The sequence below is a fragment of the Curtobacterium aurantiacum genome (assembly GCF_018598555.1).
Taxonomy (GTDB): Bacteria; Actinomycetota; Actinomycetes; order Actinomycetales; family Microbacteriaceae; genus Curtobacterium; species Curtobacterium aurantiacum.
Window position 1 is genome coordinate 21,724 of the sequence record NZ_JAHEWN010000024.1, and the last position, 18,730, is coordinate 40,453.

Sequence of the window (18,730 nt, forward strand, 5' to 3'; positions counted from 1 at the left end):
GCACCGCCGCGGAGACGCCGGCGTGTCCGCACGACGCCGCCACACCGAGGAGACGCCGCCGGATTCGCCGGCGTCTCGTCGAGACGCCGGCGTCTTCGACGCCGGAGCGGGACTCGGGCGGGCCGTGGTCAGGCGACCGCGCTGCCGTCGGTGCGCTGCAGGCGCGCGATGCGCCGCCGCGCGGCTCGTTCGGAACCGGTCTGGTCGTCGAGCACCGCACCGATCCCGTCGAGCACGAGCTTCGTGGTGCGGACCACCGGCAGCTCCACCGGGCCGACGATCGGCGCACGGAGGCCGAGGAGCGAGCGGTGCCGCGGGTCGAGCGTGGACACCGCTCCCTGGAACACGGCGCGGTAGCCGGGTCGCAGCAGGCGGGAGAGCGGCGGGTCCTTGATGAACCGGACGACGTCGCGGGTGCGCGAGTCGACCAGGAGTTCGCCGCGGTCGAGGTACCCGTTCATCTGGGCACGGAGCTCCGCCTCGGACTCGGGCGGGTCGACGATGCGCATGAGGCGCCCGGCCTCGGCCCACTCGCGCACGTAGGCGTCCGCGCCTCCGGGGATCGGGCCGCCCCAGCGCTGGGCGGCGCGGAGGAACGCGTCGGTGAAGGCGAGGTGCACCCAGCGCGCCAGGTCCGGGTCGTTGGCCGCGTAGGGACGGGTGGTGCCGTGCGCGTCGACGTACTGCCCGCGGACCCGCTCGTGCAGCCGGAGCACCCAGTCGCTGCCGCTGCGGGCGGTCTGGCGGTCGCCGTAGGTCACGGTCGCGATCCACCGGCTGGTGCCCGCCAGGCGACCGAACGGGTCCTCGCGGTACCGGGAGTGGTCGGCGACGCCGGCGAGCGCGCCGGGGTGCAGCGCCTGGACGAGCAGTGCCCGCACGCCGGCGACGATGCCGTGGCTCCCGCCGTGCACCGCCCACGTGGCGGAGCCCGGACCGAAGAAGCCCGCGTCGGTGCCGTGTTCCAGGTCGTCCATCCAGGCTTCCGTGCCGGTCGAACCACCCGTGAACGTCTGGTTGAGGCGGGACCGGAAGACGTCGGAGACAGTGGACATGTCGTCATGTTCCGTCCGTCACCTGGGCGCGGGGGTGGCATCGCGCAAAGTGGCCCTCCCAGCGTGCACGGGGGTGGCCCACTAGGTTGGGTCGGGTGAGCATCGACACGCCTCGTCCCTGGCTTGCCTCGTACGCACCGGGGGTCCCGCACGACATCGAGGAACAGAGTGGTTCCCTGTACGACCTGGTCGAGCAGTCGGCCCGGAAGTTCCCCAGGCAGGTCGCCCTCGAGTTCTTCAAGCGCACCACGAGCTACGCCGACCTCGAGGAGCAGATCCTCCGCGCGGCGAACGGCCTGCGGAAGCTCGGCGTGGGCGCGGGTGACCGCGTCGCCATCGTCCTGCCGAACTGCCCGCAGCACATCGTGGCGTTCTACGCGGTGCTGCGGCTCGGCGCGATCGTGGTCGAGCACAACCCGCTGTACACGCCGCGGGAACTCCGCCACCAGTTCGAGGACCACGGCGCCAAGGTCGCCATCGCGTGGGACAAGTCCGTCGCGACGCTGCAGGACTTCCCGGCCGACGTGCACCTCGACGCGATCGTCTCGGTCGACATCACCCGGGCCATGCCCCGGAGCACCCGGCTCGCCCTGTCGCTGCCGGTCGCGAAGGCCCGCGAGTCCCGCGCGAAGCTGACGGCGAAGGTCCGCGGCACGGTCAAGTGGGACGACCTCGCCGACACCCGCAAGCTGTCGAAGCGGCACCCGCGGCCGGACACCGACGACGTCGCACTGATCCAGTACACGTCCGGCACCACCGGGACGCCGAAGGGCGCGGTGCTGAGCCACCGGAACCTGCTGGCGAACGCCGCGCAGGCCAGGGCGTGGGTGCCGCAGATCCGCCGCGGCGACAACGTCGTGTACGCGGTGCTGCCGATGTTCCACGCCTACGGCCTGACGCTCTGCCTGACCTTCGCGATGAGCATGGCCTCGCGGCTCGTGCTCTTCCCCGCGTTCGACCCCGCCCTCGTCCTGACGGCGATCAAGCGCCACCCGCCGACGTTCCTGCCGGCGGTGCCGCCGATCTACGCCCGGCTGCAGCACGCGGCCGACTCGGCGAAGGTGTCGCTCAAGGGCATCGAGATCGGCATCTCCGGCGCCATGCCGCTGTCGCAGGACATCGTCGAACCGTGGGAGGCCCGGACCGACGGCTACCTGGTCGAGGGCTACGGCCTGTCCGAGTGCTCCCCGGTCCTGATGGCCAACCCGGTCTCCCCCGAGCGTCGACTCGGGTCGATCGGCCTGCCGCTGTCCTCCACCGAGGCGCGCGTGGTCGACCCCGACGACGACACGAAGGTGCTCGGCATCGACGAGCCCGGCGAGCTGCAGGTCCGTGGCCCGCAGGTGTTCCGCGGCTACTGGGGCAAGGCCGAGGCCACCGACGAGGTCTTCACGCCCGACGGCTGGTTCCGCACCGGTGACATCGTGGCCATCGACGCCGACGGGTACGTCCGGATCGTCGACCGCCTCAAGGAACTCATCATCACCGGCGGCTTCAACGTCTCGCCGTCCGAGGTCGAGGACACGCTGCTCAAGCACCCCAGCGTCAAGGAGGTCGCGGTCGTCGGCATCACGCAGGGCGGCAACGAGCAGGTCGTCGCCGCGGTCGTGCCGAAGGACCCGTCTTCGTTCGACCCCGCGGCACTGCGGGCCTGGTCGCGCGAGCACCTGGCGGCGTACAAGGTGCCGCGTCGCGTGGTCGTGGTCGAGGACCTGCCGCGCTCGATGATCGGCAAGGTGCTGCGGCGGAAGGTGCGGGACCAGATCCTGGACGGCTGACGCGCGGGCGCCGGGCGCCGCCGCTGATCAGCGGGCGCGCCGCGCAGGCAGCGCCAGCACGGACAGCCCGGCGACCACCAGCACGATGCCGGCCCATCCGCCGACGCCCAGGCGCTCCCCCACCACGAGCACCGCGAGCACCGCGGCCACGACGGGCTCGAGCAGCGACAGCAGCGTCGCGACCGACGCGGTCACCGTCCGGAGGCCGAGCGCGTACAGCGAGTGCCCGATCACCGTCGGCACCAGCGCCAGGTACAGGAACACCGGCCAGTTGCCGGCGTCGGTCAGGAACGGCCCGCCCGCCACCACGGCGAGCACGACGAGCGGCACCGCGGCCACCCCGAACACCGCGCCGACGAGCCCGCGTTCGTTCGGCCCGCGGGCAGCCCGCGCGGCCGCGACCCCGACGTCCCCGCCGACCGGCATGGTGTCGGACTCCGCGCGACCGACGGCGATCGGCATCCGGCTCGTCGCGGCGTGCATCCCCCGCACCACCGCCCACGAGTACAGCGCGTACGTCAGACCGGCGACCAGGGCACTGCCGACGCCGACCGCGAGCGACCGCCCGCCGTCGTCGTGCTCCGAGCGCGCAAGGGTGACGACGACCATGCCGACCACGCTCACCAGGGTGGCGACGACCCAGCGGCGGGAGACGCGCCTCCGGTCAGCGACCCACTCGACGAGGCCGGCGAAGACGGGTGACGACCCGATGGCCAGCGTCGTGCCGAGCGCGACCCCCGCATCGGCGAGGGCCGCGTAGAACGCGACCGCGTAGACCACGAGTGACGCGGCACCGAGCAGCGCCCAGCCGCGGGTGCGGCGCTGTGCGACGGCACGCAGGGTCCCCTGCCCCGCGGTCGCGGCGAGCACCAGCCCGCCGAGCCCGAAGGTCACCGCACCGAACACGAACGCGGGCACGCCGGGCGCGAAGTGCGTCGCGGTCCCGGTGGTTCCCCACACCGCGGCGGCGACGGCGATCGCCGCCAGACCGCCGATCGGCCTGGAGGCACGCCCCGCGCCCGGTCCGCGGCTCACGAGACGTGGACGCTCGGCCGCCGGTTGACCTCGGGCTCGGCTTCACGCAGGACCTCGCGGGTCACGGGGGCGACGTCGCCGGCCCCCGTGAACACGAAGCGCAGGGCGTTCCGGATCGGACTGCCCTCGTTCCACTCGAAGTAGATGCTCGGCACGACCCCGGCGATGTCGCGGATGGCGAGGAGCGTCGACGCGATGGTGTTCGGGACGTTGCCGGACCGGACCTTCAGCACGCGGAACCCGTGGATGACGTGACCCTCGACCAGCAGGTCCTCCTCGAAGTCGGAGGAGTCGGCGGGCAGGACCTCGAGGAACATGGTCGGCACGCGCGCCGGGATGCCGGAGTCGCGACGTTCCTCGCGCCCCTTCGACCGGTACGCCTCGGCCGTGCCGGCACCGGGTTCGTTCGCGATGATGCAGACGGAGCTGAACTGGTCGGCGTCGGCCTCGACGAACTGCCGGGCGGTCGCGTCGAGCTCGATCGACGATGCACGGAGCTCGAACGAGCGGCGCACGCGCGAGATGAGCGACACGACGACGATCGCGATGATGAAGATCGCCGCGATCCGCACGCCGTCGGGCCGCTCGATGACGTTGGCGACCGTGGTGTAGACGAACACGACCGAGATCACGCCGAACGCGATGGTGCGCTTGCGCTGCTGCTTGCGGCGCGCGGACAGCGTCACCGCGACCGCTGCGCTGGTGATCAGCACCAGCACGCCGGTGGCGTACGCGCCACCCTGGGCGTCGACGTCGGCCTGGAAGATGATCGTGATGACGAACGCGATGAGCGTGAAGATGATCACGAGGGGACGCACCGCCCGTGCCCACTGCGGCGCCATGCCGTAGCGGGGCAGGAACCGCGGCACCAGGTTGAGGAGCCCCGCCATCGCGCTCGCACCGGCGAACCACAGGATGGCGACGGTCGAGAAGTCGTAGACCGACCCGAACACGCCCCCCAGGTACTCGTGCGCCAGGTAGGCCAGCGCACGGCCGTTCGCCCCGCCGCCCGGCTGGAACTCGGCTTGCGGGATGAGGAACGTCGTCACGATCGACGAGGTGATGAGGAACGAGCTCATGATGAGCGCCGCGACGGTCAGGAGTCGCTTGGTGCCACGGATCCGGCCCTCGGGTCGGTCGCTCGTGTCGTCGGTGGCGTCCCCGCGGACCTGCGGCATCACCGCGACGCCGGTCTCGAAGCCGGAGAGGCCGAGCGCGAGCTTCGGGAACACGATCAGGGCGATGCCGACCATCACGAGGGGGTTGCCGTGCTGGGCGGTGAGCCCGGACCACCAGTCGCTCGCCACCATCGGGTTCTCGAACACGTGCCAGAGGGACACGACGATGACGACGGCGTTCAGCGCGAGGAAGACGGCGACGAGCCCCACCGCGATGCCGATGGCTTCCTTGAACCCACGCAGGAACACGATGCCGAGCAGGAGCAGCAGCGCCAGGGTGAGCGGCACCGGGATCTCGGTGAACCAGTGCGGGGTGTACGGGTTCTCGGCGATGTGGGCTGTGGCATCGGCGGCCGACAGCGTCATCGTGATCATGAAGTCCGTCACGGCGAACCCGAGCAGCACGAGCACGAGGAGCTTGCCGGCCCACCACGGCAGGAGCTTCTCGAGCATCATGATCGACCCGGCGCCCCGGAAGCTGTCGTGGGCGATCCGCCGGTACACCGGCAGCGCCCCGAACAGCGTGACGAGGACGAGCACGATCGTCGCGATCGGCGACAGCAGGCCCGCGGCGAGCGCGGCGATGGCCGGCTGGTACCCGAGGGTGGAGAAGTAGTCGACGCCGGTCAGGCACATGACCCGCCACCACGGGTGGGTCTTCTCGACCTCGACCTGGTGCGGACCCTGGTGGGAGGCGCCCTGGTCGGCCCCGTGCAGCATCCACCGACGCAGGCGGGTGCTGCGGTCGAGGGGCTGCTCGGTGGCGTCGCGCTGGGCGGCCCGCTCGGCTTCTGTCGCGGTCACGTGGATGATGCTAAGCCGTCCGGGTGGCCCACGTGCACACCCGGACGGTCCTGTGGACGGGGTGCTCCCCCTACCGCCGTGTGCGGGACAGTGTCGCCACGATCCCGGCCACGACCAGCAGCACGCCGGCGGCGATGCAGGCGGCGAGCAGCAGGGTCGTGGTGTCCACTGAGAACATCGGCAGCGCACTCACGGCCATCGCCCCGGCGAACACGAGCATCAGGACACCCCACAGGATCGTGCCGAAGCGCGCGCCACGGCGCGCGGGCCGCCGGACGGGCTCGTCGGGAGCCGCCGGTGGAGCCATCGGCGCAGTCGTCTCGTCGTTGGTCGTTCCGTCGTTCGTCATCGTCCCGTTCCTCACTCGCCGACCGTGATCGCCCGCGGCACGTCGACGCCGCCGCCGAGGATCCACAGGTGCACCGTCGTCGTCTCGTCCGCATCGGCCGTGCGTGCCGCACGGTTCTCGAGCGTGGTGGTCCGGAGCACTCCACCGGCGCCGTCGTCGTCGCCTCCGCCGGTGTCGACGCCGTAGCCGACGCCGCTCACCTCGACCCGCACCGGCACGTCGGTCGGCAGCAGCACGTCGGCCCCGCCGGCGCCCAGCCAGAGGTTCACGTCGCCCCCGACCGCCGACGGTTCGAGCTCGCGGAGGTCCAGCGTCGGACCGCCGGCCAGCATCGCGAAGTTCCGTTCGGTCCCCGGGGCGGCCCGTTCCACCTGCCACGTGGTGCCGCCGATCAGCGAGACCTGGGTGCCGGCGGGCAGGACCCCGGTGACCACCAGGGCCACCGCTGCGACCGTCGAGAACAGTCCGAGCACGTCGTCATCGCAACCGCGGATCCCGGCGACGATCGTGGCGATCGCCAGCACCGCGAGCGCCGCGGCGATCCCGAGGACCGGGACGGACCACCCGGCCTGCTGCGCCCAGAACGCGACCCCGGCTCCGGCGACGAGCGCGAGTCCGAGGGACACGGCGACGTACGCCGCCCCGGGTCGCCGCTCCACCCGCTCGGCCCGCCGTTCGGCCGCCCGCTCCCGTTCGGCGCGCATCCGCTCCTCCTGCTGCCGTCGCCGGTCCTCGGGGCTCGCGGGTGCACCCCACTGCCAGGAGGCCCGTCCCGCGTCCGTCGCGCCGGTCGCCTCCGCGGTCCACGCGTTCCGGGCCGGGTGCGGCTCCTCGGGGCTGGTCCAGAAGTCGCCCCGCGGTGCAGCGGTCGGTCCGGTGCCGGTGCCGGTGCCGGTGCTCGCGGTCCGCTCACCGTCCACCCCGCGTCGGGCCAGGACCACGATGAGCCAGACGATCCCGCCGACGAGCATGATGCTCCACGCGGTGGCCAGGGTCGCCTCGAGCCAGCCGGGCATCCCCCAGGCGTCCGGGACCCCCTGCCACCAGAGGCCGCGGGCGGCGGGCACGAAGGTGAGCGCCACGAAGGCGCCGATCGCGATGAGCGCCGGGTCCAGGACCCCGCGGATCATCCGCTCGACGTGGATGCGTCCGGCGGTGTCGGGGAGCAACGCCCAGCCGACGGCGTAGGCGAGGAAGACCGGGCCGCCCAGCAGCGCGACGACGATCGTCACCCCACGGACCACGAGCGGGTCGAGGCCGGTGCGGCGGACCACGGCACCGCACACACCGGCGAGCCAGCGGTCGTCGGTGCGGGTGATGCCGAGGCCGCGGACCCAGTCGAAGAACCGGGTCGTCGAGTCGGCGCTGCCGGCAGCGGTGCCGGGAGCGGAGTCGTGCTGGTGATCGGTCATGGCCACCAGCATCCCGGCAGCGGCGCGCCGACACCATCGGGGTTCCCCCTGACCGGACCCTGATCCCGGCCCCGCGACCCTGCTGCTGCGGCCGTCCGGGTGCCAGGATTGGCCCATGGCCACCGCGACGATGACGCGCCCGATCCCCAGGGTCGTCGGTGGTGTCTGCAGCGGGTTCGCGGCCCACACCGGTCTGCCGGTCGGGGCCGTCCGGCTCGCCACGGCGGTCCTCGTGATCTGCGGCGGCGCCGGGCTGCTGCTCTACGCCTGGCTCTGGGCGACCGTGCCGAGCGCGGCCGCAGGGCCAGCCGCCGGAAGCGCGGCGCGCGGGTCCGTGCTGACCCCGGCAGCCGACGTCGACGAGGACCCCGTGTCCGCCCGTCGGACCCCGGTCGTCGAGATCCTGCTCGGGGTCGCCCTGCTCGCCGCGGCCGGGGCCGTCGTCGCCGCGCGGATGGGCGTGGCGGTCCCCCTCGAGGTCATCGTGCCCGGCGTCGTGGTCGTCACCGGGGCCGCGCTCGCCTGGCGGCAGTTCGACGCGCTCCGAAACGTCCGCTCGGCCGCGTCCTCCACCCTCGTCGTCCGGGCACTCGGTGCCCTGGTGCTGGTCGTCCTCGGCATCCTGCTCTTCTTCACGACGAGCACCCGGCCGAACGTCTGGACCGTGCTGACCGCCGCGGTGGCCGTCCTGGTCGGTGTGGCCGTCGTCGTCGCCCCGTGGGTGGTCCGGCTCGTCCGCGACCTCGCCGAGGAACGCGCCGCCCGCGTCCGCGACCTCGAGCGGGCCGAGTTCGCGGCGCACCTGCACGACTCGGTGTTGCAGACCCTGGCCCTCATCCAGCAGAAGGCCGAGCCGGGTTCGGACGCGGCGCGGCTGGCACGGGCGCAGGAGCGCGAGCTGCGGTCCTGGCTCTTCACCGAGCAGGCGGAACCGGCGCGCGACCTCGGCACGCAGCTGCGGGACGCGGCCGTGGACATCGAGGCCGAGTACCCCGCCCGCATCGAGGTCATCGCGGTCGGACCCGCCCGCAGCGACCTGCCGGACGGGCTCGTCTCCGCCGCCCGCGAGGCGATGCTGAACGCCGCACGGCACGCCGGTGGGACCGTCAGCGTCTACGCCGAGACCGCTCGCGACCGGGCCGAGATCAGCATCCGCGACCGCGGCCCGGGGTTCGACGTCGACACGGTGCCGGTCGGCCGGTACGGCGTCCGTGAGTCGATCGTCGGCCGCATGCAGCGACTCGGCGGCCACGCGACCATCGCGCCCGGACCGGGCCGCACCGGCACCGAGGTCCGACTGACCCTGCCGCTCGCCTCCGCGAGCCACGACGAGGAGCACGCATGACCGAGCCCGCCCCGTTGACGGTCGCGATCGTCGACGACCACTCCATCTTCCGGGCCGGCGTGCGCGCCGGGCTGCCACCGGGCCTCCAGGTCGTGGGTGAGGCGGCGACCGTCGACGAGGCCGTGAGGGTCGTCGCGGCCACGCGACCGCGCGTCGTCCTGCTCGACGTGCACCTGCCGGGCGGTGCCGGCGGCGGCGGTGCCGAGGTGATCACGCGGTCGGCACCGGAGAACCCGGACACCCGGTTCCTGGCGCTGAGCGTGTCGGACGCCGCCGACGACGTGGTGCGGGTCATCCGCGCCGGCGCCCGCGGGTACATCACGAAGAGTTCGTCGAGTGCCGAGGTCGCCGAGGCCGTGACCCGCGTGGCGGACGGGGACGCGGTGTTCTCGCCGCGGCTCGCCGGCTTCGTCCTCGACGCCTTCGGGGCGGTCAGTGGCGAGACGGCCCAGCACGACGCCGAGCTGGACCGCCTGTCCGACCGCGAGCAGGAGGTCATGCGGCTCATCGCGCGCGGGTACGCCTACAAGGAGGTCGCGACGGAGCTGTTCATCTCGGTGAAGACGGTCGAGACGCACGTGTCGAAGGTCCTGCGGAAGCTCCAGCTGTCGAACCGGCACGAGTTGACCGCGTGGGCGCTGCAGCGCAAGCTGCTCTGAGCGCCCACGCCGGCCTCACTTCGCGCTGATCCTGGGGGTGGATTGCGCAGCCTTGTTGACCGCCCATGGCCTAACTTCGCGCTGATCCTGGGGGTGGATTGCGCAGCCTTGTTGACCGCCCATGGCCTCACTTCGCGCTGATGCGGGTGTACTTGTTCACCGCCCACGGCACGAACACCACGAGCATCACGGCGATGCCGATCAGCACCGTCAGCACGGGGTGCTGCATCGTCCAGATGTCCGGCACCGGGGCGGACCCGACGTTCCCGAACAGCTCCCGCGCGGCCTGCACGAGCGACGACACCGGGTTCCACTCCGCGAACACACGCAGCACCAGCGGCAGGGTGTCGCTCGGCACGAACGCGTTCGAGATGAACGTCAGCGGGAACAGGATCATGAACGAGGCGTTGTTGATGACCTCCGGCGTCTTGACGCTCATGCCGAGCAGCGCCATCACCCAGCTGAACGCGTAGCTGAAGAGCAGCAGCAGGGCGATGCCGGCCAGGAACTCGAGCGGCGACGAGTTCACCCGCCACCCGACCGCCAGCCCGGTGAGCATCATGATCGCCATCGAGATCGAGTTGAGCACGAGGTCGGAGTTGGTGCGCCCGACGAGCACCGCGGACGCCGACATCGGCAGCGTGCGGAACCGGTCGATCAGCCCTTCCTTCAGGTCCTGCGCCATCGCCGACCCGGAGAACGTCGCACCGAACACCACGGTCTGCGCGAAGATCCCCGCCATCAGGAACTGCGTGTAGTCGGTCCCCTGCACCTGGATGGCGCCGCCGTAGACCTGGCTGAACAGCAGCACGAACATGATCGGCTGCAGCACGGCGAACACGAGCATGTCCGGGGACCGCTTGAGCTTGATGAGGTTCCGCTTGGTGACGGTCCAGCCGTCCTCGAGCCAGACGGCGAGCGGCGAGGTGACGACGACGGGCAGCTGGCGGCCCGGGGCGAGGGACGTGGCGGTCATCGTGCCGCCTCCTTCTGCTTGGTGGCCGCGGGTCCGTCGGCGTCGTCGTCCGTCGCGGCGTGCCCGGTCAGGCGCAGGAAGACGTCGTCGAGCGTCGGACGGCGCATGCCGGCGTCGTGGAGTCCGATGCCGGCCTCGCCCAGGTCGGCGAGCACGCGCTGCAGGGCTGCCGGACCGGCCTCCACCGCGATGGCGCGGGTGCGGCCGTCGCCCGAGGTCTCGACCTCGCCGACCCCGTACCGGCCGAGCACCGTGGTCGCCGCGTCACCGTCGGCCTCGTCGACCAGGGTCACGACCACCCGGTGCCCGCCGACCTGCGCCTTGAGCTGGTCGGCTGTGCCCTCGGCGATGACCGCCCCGCCGTCGATGACCGCGATGTCGTCGGCGAGCCGGTCGGCTTCTTCCAGGTACTGGGTGGTGAGCAGCACCGTCGCGCCCTCGGCCACGAGGTCCTCGATGATGCCCCAGAGCGCCAGCCGGCTGCGGGGGTCGAGGCCTGTCGTCGGTTCGTCGAGGAACAGCACGCGCGGGTTCATCACGAGCGCGCCGGCGAGGTCGATGCGCCGCCGCATGCCGCCGGAGAACCCCTTCACCGGACGGTCCCCCGCCTCGGAGAGGTCGAACACGTCGATGAGCTCGCGAGCACGTTCGCGCGAGGTCCGGCGCCCCAGGTGGTACAGCCGCCCGATCATCTCGAGGTTCTCGAACCCGGTCAGGTTCTCGTCGACCGCCGCGTACTGGCCGGAGACCCCGATCGACCGCCGGGTGGCCTGCGGGTCGGCGATCACGTCGATGCCGTCGATCGTCGCGGTGCCCGAGTCGGGCGTGATCAGGGTGGTGAGCACCTTCACCACCGTGGTCTTGCCCGCACCGTTCGGCCCGAGCAGTGCCGTCACGGTGCCCTGCGGCACCGACAGGTCGAGTCCGGCCAGTGCATGCACCGGCCCGGACTTCGACCGGTAGGTCTTGGTCAGCCCGGAGGCTTCGATGATGGCCATGTCGCTCCTTCGTCGACCACGGAGAATATCAGTGGGTCGGTGGAGCGACGGACGTCACTCAGACGTCGAAGTCACCACCACCGAAGTCGCTGAAGCCACCGCCACCGAAGTCGGATCCGCTGTCGCCCCAGCCCGCACTCTCGAAGCCGCCGCCGTCGGATGCGCCAGCGTCCGACGCACCGGCGTCGCCGGAATCAGCACCAGTGTCCTCCGAACCACCGTCACCCGCAGCGTCGGTACCGCCATCGAACGATCCGGGGTCGGGCAGGAAGGCGCTCATGATCGCCGAACCGATGACGTACCCGGCCACCGTCCCGAGGATCGAGGCTCCGATCATGCTGCCGAACGACGGCCCGCCGCGCTGGCCGCCGAAGCGTCCGCCGGCCCCACCGCCGACGCCACCGAGCGATCGCTCCATGAAGCCCGGCTGGCGGATCTCGGAGCGGGTCGCCGACTGCGCGAGCGACCGCGGGTCGTCGCCTCGGGGTGCCTCACCGGGAGGGGCCGTCCGGGTGAACTCGTCGTAGACCATCCGGCGCTGCTCGTCGGTCAGCTTCGCGAAGGCCTCGGCGTGCACCTCTTCGATGCGCTCGGGCGGTGCGGTGCGGAGCAGGTACCGGTAGCGCTCGACGGCACGCTCGTCGTCGGTCGTCGCCCCCTGCTGCTGCGTGGGTGCGCCGCCCCACTGCGGGACGCCGTACTGGTCGCCCCCGCCCTGCGGTGCGGACGGCGCCGGCTGCTGGTAGGACTGCTGGCCGTACCGGTAGCCCGGCTGCTGCGGCGGCTGCCCCCACTGGTTCTGCTGTGCGTCGGCGGATCGGTCGCGCTCCGGACGTCCGAGCAGGCGGTCGAGGAATCCCATGGTCGATGCTCCTTCGGGTGCACGGTCGGTCCGGTCGGACCGGTCGTGGACTGCAACACTACGAAGCCCCGGCGTCGGATGACTGAGCGCCCGCTCAGAGTCGGCCGGGAGCGGAGCGAGCGGCGGCGGCAAGCGCGCCGTGCGCACCTGCACGACCCGTGCCCGCTTGGCGGCCCCGTGCGCGCTTGCAGCGCCGCACCCAGCAGCCAACCCCGCACCGGATCGCCGATCCCGCACCGTGCTCACCACCCACCGGACGGGAGGCACGGTACGACCCCGCCCCGCGCCTCCAGTCCGCACCGTGCGCACTTGCGCAACCCGTGGCGGCTTGGCGGCCCCGTGCGCGCTTGCAGCGCCGCACCCGGCAGCCAACCCCGCACCGAATCGCAGACCCCGCACCGTGCTCACCCCGCGGCGAGCGCCGCCGTCCACACCGCGTGCAGCTCGTCCGCGGCCCCCGGGTGCGCCACGAGGAACGGCTCCCCCACGGGCGGGAAGCCGTCGACGGGGCCGGACCGCGTCAGCACGACACCCCCGGCCTCGTGCACGAGCAGCACCGCGGCCCCGTGGTCGACCGGGTTGAACGCCGAGACGCAGCCGCCGATCCCCCGCCCGGCCGCGACCTGCGCGATCGTCAGCGTCCCCGATCCCTGCACCCGGAGCGTGCAGGACCGGTCGGCCAGTGCGTCGAGGAACGCCCCGAAGCCCGGCCACGGCCGGTGTCCGTCGAGCTCGGTTCCGACGACGGCTCCGGCGAGCGGCCGGGGTGCGTCGTCGAGCCGGAGTTGCCGGTCGCGCAGGGTGGCACCGCGGCCGCGCCGGGCCTCGAGGACCTCGCCGCGCCACGGGTCAGCCACGACGCCGACGAGCGGGCGTCCGCCACGGGTCAGGCAGAGCGACATCGAGGTCCACGGGACCCCGTTGGCCAGGTTCGTGGTGCCGTCGACGGGGTCGAGGAACCAGCGGTGCCGGTCGCCCGGGGCCTCGCCGTACTCCTCGCCGGTGAAGCCGTGCGTCGGGAACACCATCCGCACGCGGGAGCGCACGTGCTGCTCCACCAGGCGGTCGACGTCGGTGACGAGGTCGGCGGGGTTGGCCTTCGTGTGCACCTCGCTGACGGGGTGCTCCCGGGTGTAGGCGATGACCTCGTGGGCGATGCGGTGGGCCAGGGCCTGGGCGCGCGAGGCGACCTCGGTCTCGGTGGGCTCGCGGTCGCGCTCCGGCCAGCCGTCCCGCTCCGCGGCGGACAGCGCGGCGCCGATGGAGCCGACGTCGTTCGTGGTGATCGAGTCGACACCGAGCCGGGCTGCCCAGATCGCGGGCTCGACGTCGTCGATGGTCCAGACCGCGACGCGCAGGCCCAGGGCGTGCGCCACCTCGACGGTGCGCGGGGTGAGGAAGGCGACGTCGAGGTTGAGCGTCGACGGTGCCAGCGCCTCGAGGTCTGCGGGGACCGGTGGGTCGAGGGACTCCCACGCGAGCCAGACGTCGGCGTCGGGCAGCACGGACCGGACGGCGGCCATCGCCGTGGGGGCTCCGCACCAGGCCACCTCGGTGGAGCCGCTGAACCCCGCGACGGTCCGGGCGGCGACCAGGGCGTCCTCGGCGTCGGTCAGGTCGATCAGCAGTGTCGACCGGCAGCCGTCGAGCCGTTCGAGCGCACCGTCGAGCCGCGGGATCCGGTCGAGGCCGTTGCCGAGCCGGGCGACGTCGCACCAGGCGACGTCGGACACCCGGCGGGCGTCGCCCCACATCCGGCCGAGGGTCTCGTCGTGCAGCAGGACGGCGACGTCGTCGGCGGTGCGACGGACGTCGACCTCGATCACCTCGGCGCCGAGCGCTTCGGCGACCGCGATGGCGGGCAGGGTGTTCTCGCGCCGGACGCGCGGCGCACCACGGTGGGCGACGAGGCGTGGCGGACGCACGCCGGGCCTCCCGTCCGGGCTGGTGGCGACCACCTGGTCGACCGCAGACGCAGACGCAGACGCAACCGAAGCCGACACGGCCGCAACCGACGTCGGGACCCCGGCGCTCATCGGGCGACCTCGAGCAGCACGCCGTCGCGGTGCACGAGCACTTCACCCAGGCGCACCCCGGTCTCGGTGCCGACCGCCGGCGGCGGCCCGGTGACGTAGGCGCGGAGTTCCGCGCCGTCCGTGGCGAGGACGACCTCGGCGAAGTGGCCGCGCATGAGCACCCGCGCGACCGTCGCCCGGATCGACGAGTCGTCGGTGAGCACGACCTGCTCGGGGCGGATCAGCACGGTGTCGGCGGCGGTCGGGCTGACGGACGTGCCGGCGAGGAACCGACCGGTGACGACGCTCGTCGACCCGATGAAGGACGCCACGAAGCTCGTTCCAGGGCGGGCGTAGAGGTCGGTCGGGGTGGCGATCTGCTCGATGCGCCCGTCGTGCATGACGGCGATCCGGTCGGAGATGCTGAGCGCTTCGTCCTGGTCGTGCGTCACGATCACGGTCGTGATGCCGAGACGCTGCTGGATGCGCCGGATCTCGTCGCGGACGCTCACGCGGAGCTTCGCGTCGAGGTTCGACAGCGGCTCGTCGAGGAGCAGGACGTCCGGCTCCTGGACGATGGCACGGGCCAGGGCGACGCGCTGCTGCTCGCCACCGGAGATCGCGGTCGGCTTCGAACCGGCGTGGTGGCTCAGCCCGACGAGCTCGAGCGCGTCCCGCACACGCTCGGCGATCCGCTGCTTCGGCACCCGTCGGGTCCGCAGCGGGAACGCGACGTTCTGCGTCACCGTCATGTGCGGCCACAGGGCGTAGTTCTGGAACACCATCGCGCTCGGTCGGCGCTCCGGGCCGAGCGACGTGACGTCGCGGTCCCCCATGGTGACCACGCCGCCGTCGGCGGGCAGGAACCCCGCCACCATGCGGAGCGTCGTGGTCTTGCCGCAGCCGGACGGCCCGAGGAGCGAGACGAGCTCGCCCTTCGCGACGTCGAGGTCGATGCCGGCGACGACGTCGCGTCCGCCGAGCGTCTTGCGCAGTCCGCGGATGGTGAGTCCGCCGGTGCGGGCCCGGTCCGTCGTGCTGCCGTCGGCCTGGAGGCCCTGCGTGCGTTCCGTGACGAGCGCTGCGTCCGTCATGTGGTCGCCTTTCGTGCTGGTGTGGTCATCGGGATCTGCGTCATGTGGGGCTGCGTCATCGGGGCTGCGTCATCGGATCTGGAAGCCGTCCGCCAGTCGGCCGCCCATGATGTGCTTCCGGGCGAGCAGCAGCAGGACCACGGACGGGATGCTCAGCGCGATCGCGAACACCGCCGACACCTGGCGTGGGGAGTTCAGGACGAGCGAGTACATCGCCGTCGGCATCGTCATGTACGTCGGGGCGCCGACCAGGTACGTGCCCTGCGCCTCGTCGAAGGACGCCAGGAACGACATCACCATCGCGACGAGGATCCCGGGCCAGGCGATCGGGAACGTCACCTTCCAGAAGGTGCGCCACCGGCTCGCCCCGGCGTCGCGGGCGGCTTCCTCGAGGGACCGCGGCACGGCCGAGAACGCCGCGGCGGGCAACCACGTCATGAACACGACGCAGCCCAGGACGTGGACGATCAGGATGCCGGTCACGGTGTTCATGAGGTTCAGCGCGGTGAACATCGCCGACATCGTGACGAAGAGGCCCATCTTCGGGAAGGCGTTCGTGGCGAACAGCCCGACCAGGACGAGCCGTCGCCCCGGGAACTCGATGCGGCTGATCGCCCACGCGGCGGGCAGGCAGACCGCCGCGGCGATGAGGACCGTGAGCGGGGCGAGGACGAGCGAGTTCTGCACCGCGACGGCCAGGCTGCGGTCCTCGAACACCGTGCCCCACCACTGCAGGGTCCAGCCGTCGGGCAGCAGGTTCGGGTACGTCCACGTCGTGGCGAAGGCCCGCGCAGCCAGCCAGACGAGCGGCCCGAGGATGAAGACGGCCAGCACGATCGCGGTCGCCCAGACGAGGGCGGTGCCGGTCAGACGCTTGATCACTGCTGCTCCTGACGCTTCTTGTCGAGCTCGCCCGCGTTCGAGCGGACCGTCGAGCGGAGGTAGAAGATGCTCGCGGCCGCGGCGAACGCGAACACGATGAACGCCATCGCGGTCGACTGCTGCGGACGGTTGTAGGCCTGGAAGTACTTCGAGATGTCGACGCCGAGCATCGTCGGGGCGTTCGGACCGGTGAAGTACGGCACGGTGAACGAACCGAGGACCCCGATCACCGTGAACGTCGTCGCGATGACGAGCGGGGTGGCCGCCATCGGCAGGAGCACCTGCCAGACGACGCGCCAGGTGCTCGCACCGGCGTCCTTCGCAGCCTCGACCAGGGCGTCCGGGGTGCCCTGCAGCGCCCCGGCGATCATGAGCACCGCGAACGGCAGGCTGGTCCAGACGCTGCCGAACACCACGGCGACGAGGGTGTACCCCCACACCGGGACGTCGAGCCCGAACTGTGCGCCGAGGCTCCGGAGGAAGCCCTGCGCATCCGTGAAGGTCAGGATCGACCAGCTCGCGATGACCACCGGCACGAAGATCGGCACCACGGCGAGGACGCTGAGGGTCTTGCCGAGGAAGCCCCCGCGGAGCCGCAGGATCACCGCGACGACGACGGCGAGCCCCACCGTCAGGCCGGTCGACAGTGCCGTCACCCCGAGCGTCGCGACCAGGTCGCGCAGGAACGTGGCGTTGCCGAGCAGGGTGGCGTAGACCGCGAACGAGAAGCCGCGCACGGTGTCGCCGCCGATGTCCGCGAGCGCCTGGTTCAGGCCGCCGGTGAAGCCGAGGCTGAACAGGGCGGCGTTCACCACCGGGACGCCGACGAACAGCACGACCACGAGCACCGGGGCAGCGACGAGGGCGAGGCCCTGCCACCGCCGGCGGCGGGCCAGTCGCTCCTGCGCCGTGCGCCCGCTGCCGGGCTGCGCCGGGCCCTGGGCGTGGGGCGGGACGGGCGGGAGGCCCGCGCGTCCCGCTGAGCGGCGGCGCGCCAGCGACGCGCGGGACGCGCCGAGCGAGCCTGCGAGCTCGGAGTCGCCACGGGCCTCCCGGCCGGTTGCCGGGCCGTCCTGGACGGTCTGGGTCACTGCGGGACCTTCGCGTCCCACGCCGCGTTCATGTCGGCGGCGAAGTCGCTCTGGAACCCGAGGCGGAGCTGCGAGGGGTTCGCGTCCGCGAACTGCTCGGCGACGGACTTCGGCAGGCTGTCGAGCGGGATCACCGGGTAGCCGGAGACGGCGCTCGCGACGAGCTGCTGCCCCTTCGAGCTGAGCACGAAGTCGGCGAGCTTCTCGGCTGCCGCCTTCTTGGCCTTCGGCTCGGTCTTCGGGATGCCGAGGAAGCTCGCGCTGCCGGTGAAGGACGGGTCGTCGATCTGCACGGCCTTGACGGTCTTCGGGATGATGCCGGTCTTCTGCGAGGTGATGAACTGGTCGCTCCAGACCGGAGCCATCGCGATCTGACCGCTGCCGAGCAGCTGCACGACCTGGTCGTTGCCGTTCGGGTAGACGCCCTTCTGGTACGTCGACGGGCCGAGGTCCTTGAGCGCGGCGAAGCCCTTGTCCCACTTCGACTCGAGCGACTTGTCGTACTTCGTCTGCATCGTCTCCTGCTCGGCGGGCGTCAGGTACTTCGCGAGCACCGTGGCCACGAACGAGCCGCCCGAACCGCCGGAGGACGGGGAGTTGTAGGCGAACTCGCCCGGATTGGCCTTGATCCAGGCGAGCAGGTCGTCGAGGGTCTTCGGCGGGTCCGTGACCTTCTTCGCGTCGTACGCCAGCAGCACGCTCGAGGCGCGGTACGGGATGGCGCTGTCGCCACCCTGCTGCTTCGTGGCGTCGGGGACGTCCTTCAGGTTCGGGATCGTGCTGTCGCTGACCGGTGCCATCAACCCGGCCTTGCCGGCGGTGGTGACGAAGCCGGCGTCGACGAGGTCGTACGCGACGGATTTGCCGGCCTTGACCGCGGTGGCGAGGTTCGCCTGCGTCTGGGCGTCGTGCTCGCCGTGCAGGTCGATGCTCGTGCTGACGTGGATCTTCGGGTTCGCCTTCTCGAAGGCGGGGATGAGCGACTTGTCCCAGAGGTCCTGGACGTTGGTGTCGCCGCTGATGAACACGGTGAGGTCGGTGGTGCCGTTGCCGTCGGCAGCGTTCGAGGCGTTGGCGCTCTGGACGCAGCCGGACAGTGCGACGGTCGCGGCTGCCGCGATGGCGAGGCCGGCGAGGACTCGGGTCTTCACGTGGGTTCTCCCTGTTCCGTGGTGGTGCGTGGGGTGGGGCGGGGAT

16 protein-coding genes are annotated in these 18,730 nt (G+C 72.2%); 3 read left to right on the forward strand and 13 right to left on the reverse strand.

The features are described 5' to 3' along the window. Positions 1 to 128: 128 nt before the first annotated feature. Positions 129 to 1,055, reverse strand: coding sequence for an oxygenase MpaB family protein (locus KK087_RS15885; protein WP_176708363.1), 927 nt, complete (start codon positions 1,053 to 1,055; stop codon positions 129 to 131). Between the two features lie 95 nt (positions 1,056 to 1,150). Between KK087_RS15885 and KK087_RS15890 the strand changes: the two genes are divergently transcribed. Beyond that, complete coding sequence (locus KK087_RS15890; protein ID WP_214566587.1) at positions 1,151 to 2,833, forward strand: long-chain-fatty-acid--CoA ligase; 1,683 nt, start codon at positions 1,151 to 1,153, stop codon at positions 2,831 to 2,833. Positions 2,834 to 2,860: 27 nt separating this feature from the next. On the opposite strand, the gene KK087_RS15895 is transcribed toward KK087_RS15890, so the two are convergent. The 4 genes from KK087_RS15895 to KK087_RS15910 all read right to left on the reverse strand — a co-directional run bounded on the left by KK087_RS15895 (position 2,861) and on the right by KK087_RS15910 (position 7,611). Continuing rightward, the gene (locus KK087_RS15895) at positions 2,861 to 3,868 is read right to left on the reverse strand and encodes an EamA family transporter (RefSeq protein ID WP_214566589.1); all 1,008 of its coding nucleotides are present in this window, start codon (positions 3,866 to 3,868) and stop codon (positions 2,861 to 2,863) included. After that, positions 3,865 to 5,766, reverse strand: a complete 1,902-nt coding sequence (locus KK087_RS15900; RefSeq protein WP_250893493.1) for an APC family permease — start codon at positions 5,764 to 5,766, stop codon at positions 3,865 to 3,867. Before KK087_RS15900 ends, KK087_RS15895 begins: the two co-directional genes overlap by 4 nt. A 154-nt stretch (positions 5,767 to 5,920) precedes the next feature. Beyond that, positions 5,921 to 6,199, reverse strand: a complete 279-nt coding sequence (locus KK087_RS15905; RefSeq protein WP_111031136.1) for a hypothetical protein — start codon at positions 6,197 to 6,199, stop codon at positions 5,921 to 5,923. 11 nt (positions 6,200 to 6,210) lie between these two features. Continuing rightward, the gene (locus KK087_RS15910; RefSeq protein ID WP_214566591.1) at positions 6,211 to 7,611 is read right to left on the reverse strand and encodes a PspC domain-containing protein; all 1,401 of its coding nucleotides are present in this window, start codon (positions 7,609 to 7,611) and stop codon (positions 6,211 to 6,213) included. 115 nt (positions 7,612 to 7,726) lie between these two features. On the opposite strand from KK087_RS15910, the gene KK087_RS15915 reads away from it, so the two are divergent. Beyond that, positions 7,727 to 8,956, forward strand: a complete 1,230-nt coding sequence (locus tag KK087_RS15915) for an ATP-binding protein (RefSeq protein WP_214566593.1) — start codon at positions 7,727 to 7,729, stop codon at positions 8,954 to 8,956. Next, complete coding sequence (locus KK087_RS15920; protein WP_214566595.1) at positions 8,953 to 9,615, forward strand: LuxR C-terminal-related transcriptional regulator; 663 nt, start codon at positions 8,953 to 8,955, stop codon at positions 9,613 to 9,615. Before KK087_RS15915 ends, KK087_RS15920 begins: the two co-directional genes overlap by 4 nt. A 127-nt stretch (positions 9,616 to 9,742) precedes the next feature. On the opposite strand, the gene KK087_RS15925 is transcribed toward KK087_RS15920, so the two are convergent. The 8 genes from KK087_RS15925 to KK087_RS15960 form a co-directional block, all read right to left on the reverse strand. After that, entirely contained in the window at positions 9,743 to 10,591 is an 849-nt protein-coding gene (locus KK087_RS15925; RefSeq protein WP_214531658.1) for an ABC transporter permease, read from the reverse strand. Next, the gene (locus tag KK087_RS15930; protein WP_214531657.1) at positions 10,588 to 11,589 is read right to left on the reverse strand and encodes an efflux ABC transporter ATPase subunit, DrrA-related; all 1,002 of its coding nucleotides are present in this window, start codon (positions 11,587 to 11,589) and stop codon (positions 10,588 to 10,590) included. Before KK087_RS15930 ends, KK087_RS15925 begins: the two co-directional genes overlap by 4 nt. A gap of 58 nt (positions 11,590 to 11,647) precedes the next feature. Continuing rightward, the gene (locus KK087_RS15935) at positions 11,648 to 12,451 is read right to left on the reverse strand and encodes a hypothetical protein (RefSeq protein WP_214545554.1); all 804 of its coding nucleotides are present in this window, start codon (positions 12,449 to 12,451) and stop codon (positions 11,648 to 11,650) included. A 404-nt stretch (positions 12,452 to 12,855) separates the two neighbouring features. After that, complete coding sequence (locus KK087_RS15940) at positions 12,856 to 14,376, reverse strand: inositol monophosphatase family protein (RefSeq protein WP_214531722.1); 1,521 nt, start codon at positions 14,374 to 14,376, stop codon at positions 12,856 to 12,858. Positions 14,377 to 14,483: 107 nt separating this feature from the next. Next, entirely contained in the window at positions 14,484 to 15,560 is a 1,077-nt protein-coding gene (locus tag KK087_RS15945) for an ABC transporter ATP-binding protein (RefSeq protein WP_214566597.1), read from the reverse strand. A 69-nt stretch (positions 15,561 to 15,629) separates the two neighbouring features. After that, positions 15,630 to 16,442, reverse strand: a complete 813-nt coding sequence (locus KK087_RS15950; RefSeq protein ID WP_214566599.1) for an ABC transporter permease — start codon at positions 16,440 to 16,442, stop codon at positions 15,630 to 15,632. Next, entirely contained in the window at positions 16,439 to 17,533 is a 1,095-nt protein-coding gene (locus tag KK087_RS17990; RefSeq protein ID WP_214566601.1) for an ABC transporter permease, read from the reverse strand. Before KK087_RS17990 ends, KK087_RS15950 begins: the two co-directional genes overlap by 4 nt. Further along, entirely contained in the window at positions 17,530 to 18,684 is a 1,155-nt protein-coding gene (locus KK087_RS15960) for an extracellular solute-binding protein (RefSeq protein ID WP_214566608.1), read from the reverse strand. Before KK087_RS15960 ends, KK087_RS17990 begins: the two co-directional genes overlap by 4 nt. Positions 18,685 to 18,730 lie beyond the last annotated feature (46 nt).

What these genes read in the sequence shown, in the direction of transcription:
- KK087_RS15935 (WP_214545554.1), bottom strand. Translation starts at nt 12,451, where the DNA reads ATGGGATTCCTCGACCGCCTGCTCGGACGTCCGGAGCGCGACCGATCC.
- KK087_RS15930 (WP_214531657.1), bottom strand. Translation starts at nt 11,589, where the DNA reads ATGGCCATCATCGAAGCCTCCGGGCTGACCAAGACCTACCGGTCGAAG.
- KK087_RS15885 (WP_176708363.1), bottom strand. Translation starts at nt 1,055, where the DNA reads ATGTCCACTGTCTCCGACGTCTTCCGGTCCCGCCTCAACCAGACGTTC.
- KK087_RS15905 (WP_111031136.1), bottom strand. Translation starts at nt 6,199, where the DNA reads ATGACGAACGACGGAACGACCAACGACGAGACGACTGCGCCGATGGCT.
- KK087_RS15945 (WP_214566597.1), bottom strand. Translation starts at nt 15,560, where the DNA reads ATGACGGACGCAGCGCTCGTCACGGAACGCACGCAGGGCCTCCAGGCC.
- KK087_RS15925 (WP_214531658.1), bottom strand. Translation starts at nt 10,591, where the DNA reads ATGACCGCCACGTCCCTCGCCCCGGGCCGCCAGCTGCCCGTCGTCGTC.
- KK087_RS15910 (WP_214566591.1), bottom strand. Translation starts at nt 7,611, where the DNA reads ATGACCGATCACCAGCACGACTCCGCTCCCGGCACCGCTGCCGGCAGC.
- KK087_RS15915 (WP_214566593.1), top strand. Translation starts at nt 7,727, where the DNA reads ATGGCCACCGCGACGATGACGCGCCCGATCCCCAGGGTCGTCGGTGGT.
- KK087_RS15900 (WP_250893493.1), bottom strand. Translation starts at nt 5,766, where the DNA reads ATGCTGCACGGGGCCGACCAGGGCGCCTCCCACCAGGGTCCGCACCAG.
- KK087_RS15920 (WP_214566595.1), top strand. Translation starts at nt 8,953, where the DNA reads ATGACCGAGCCCGCCCCGTTGACGGTCGCGATCGTCGACGACCACTCC.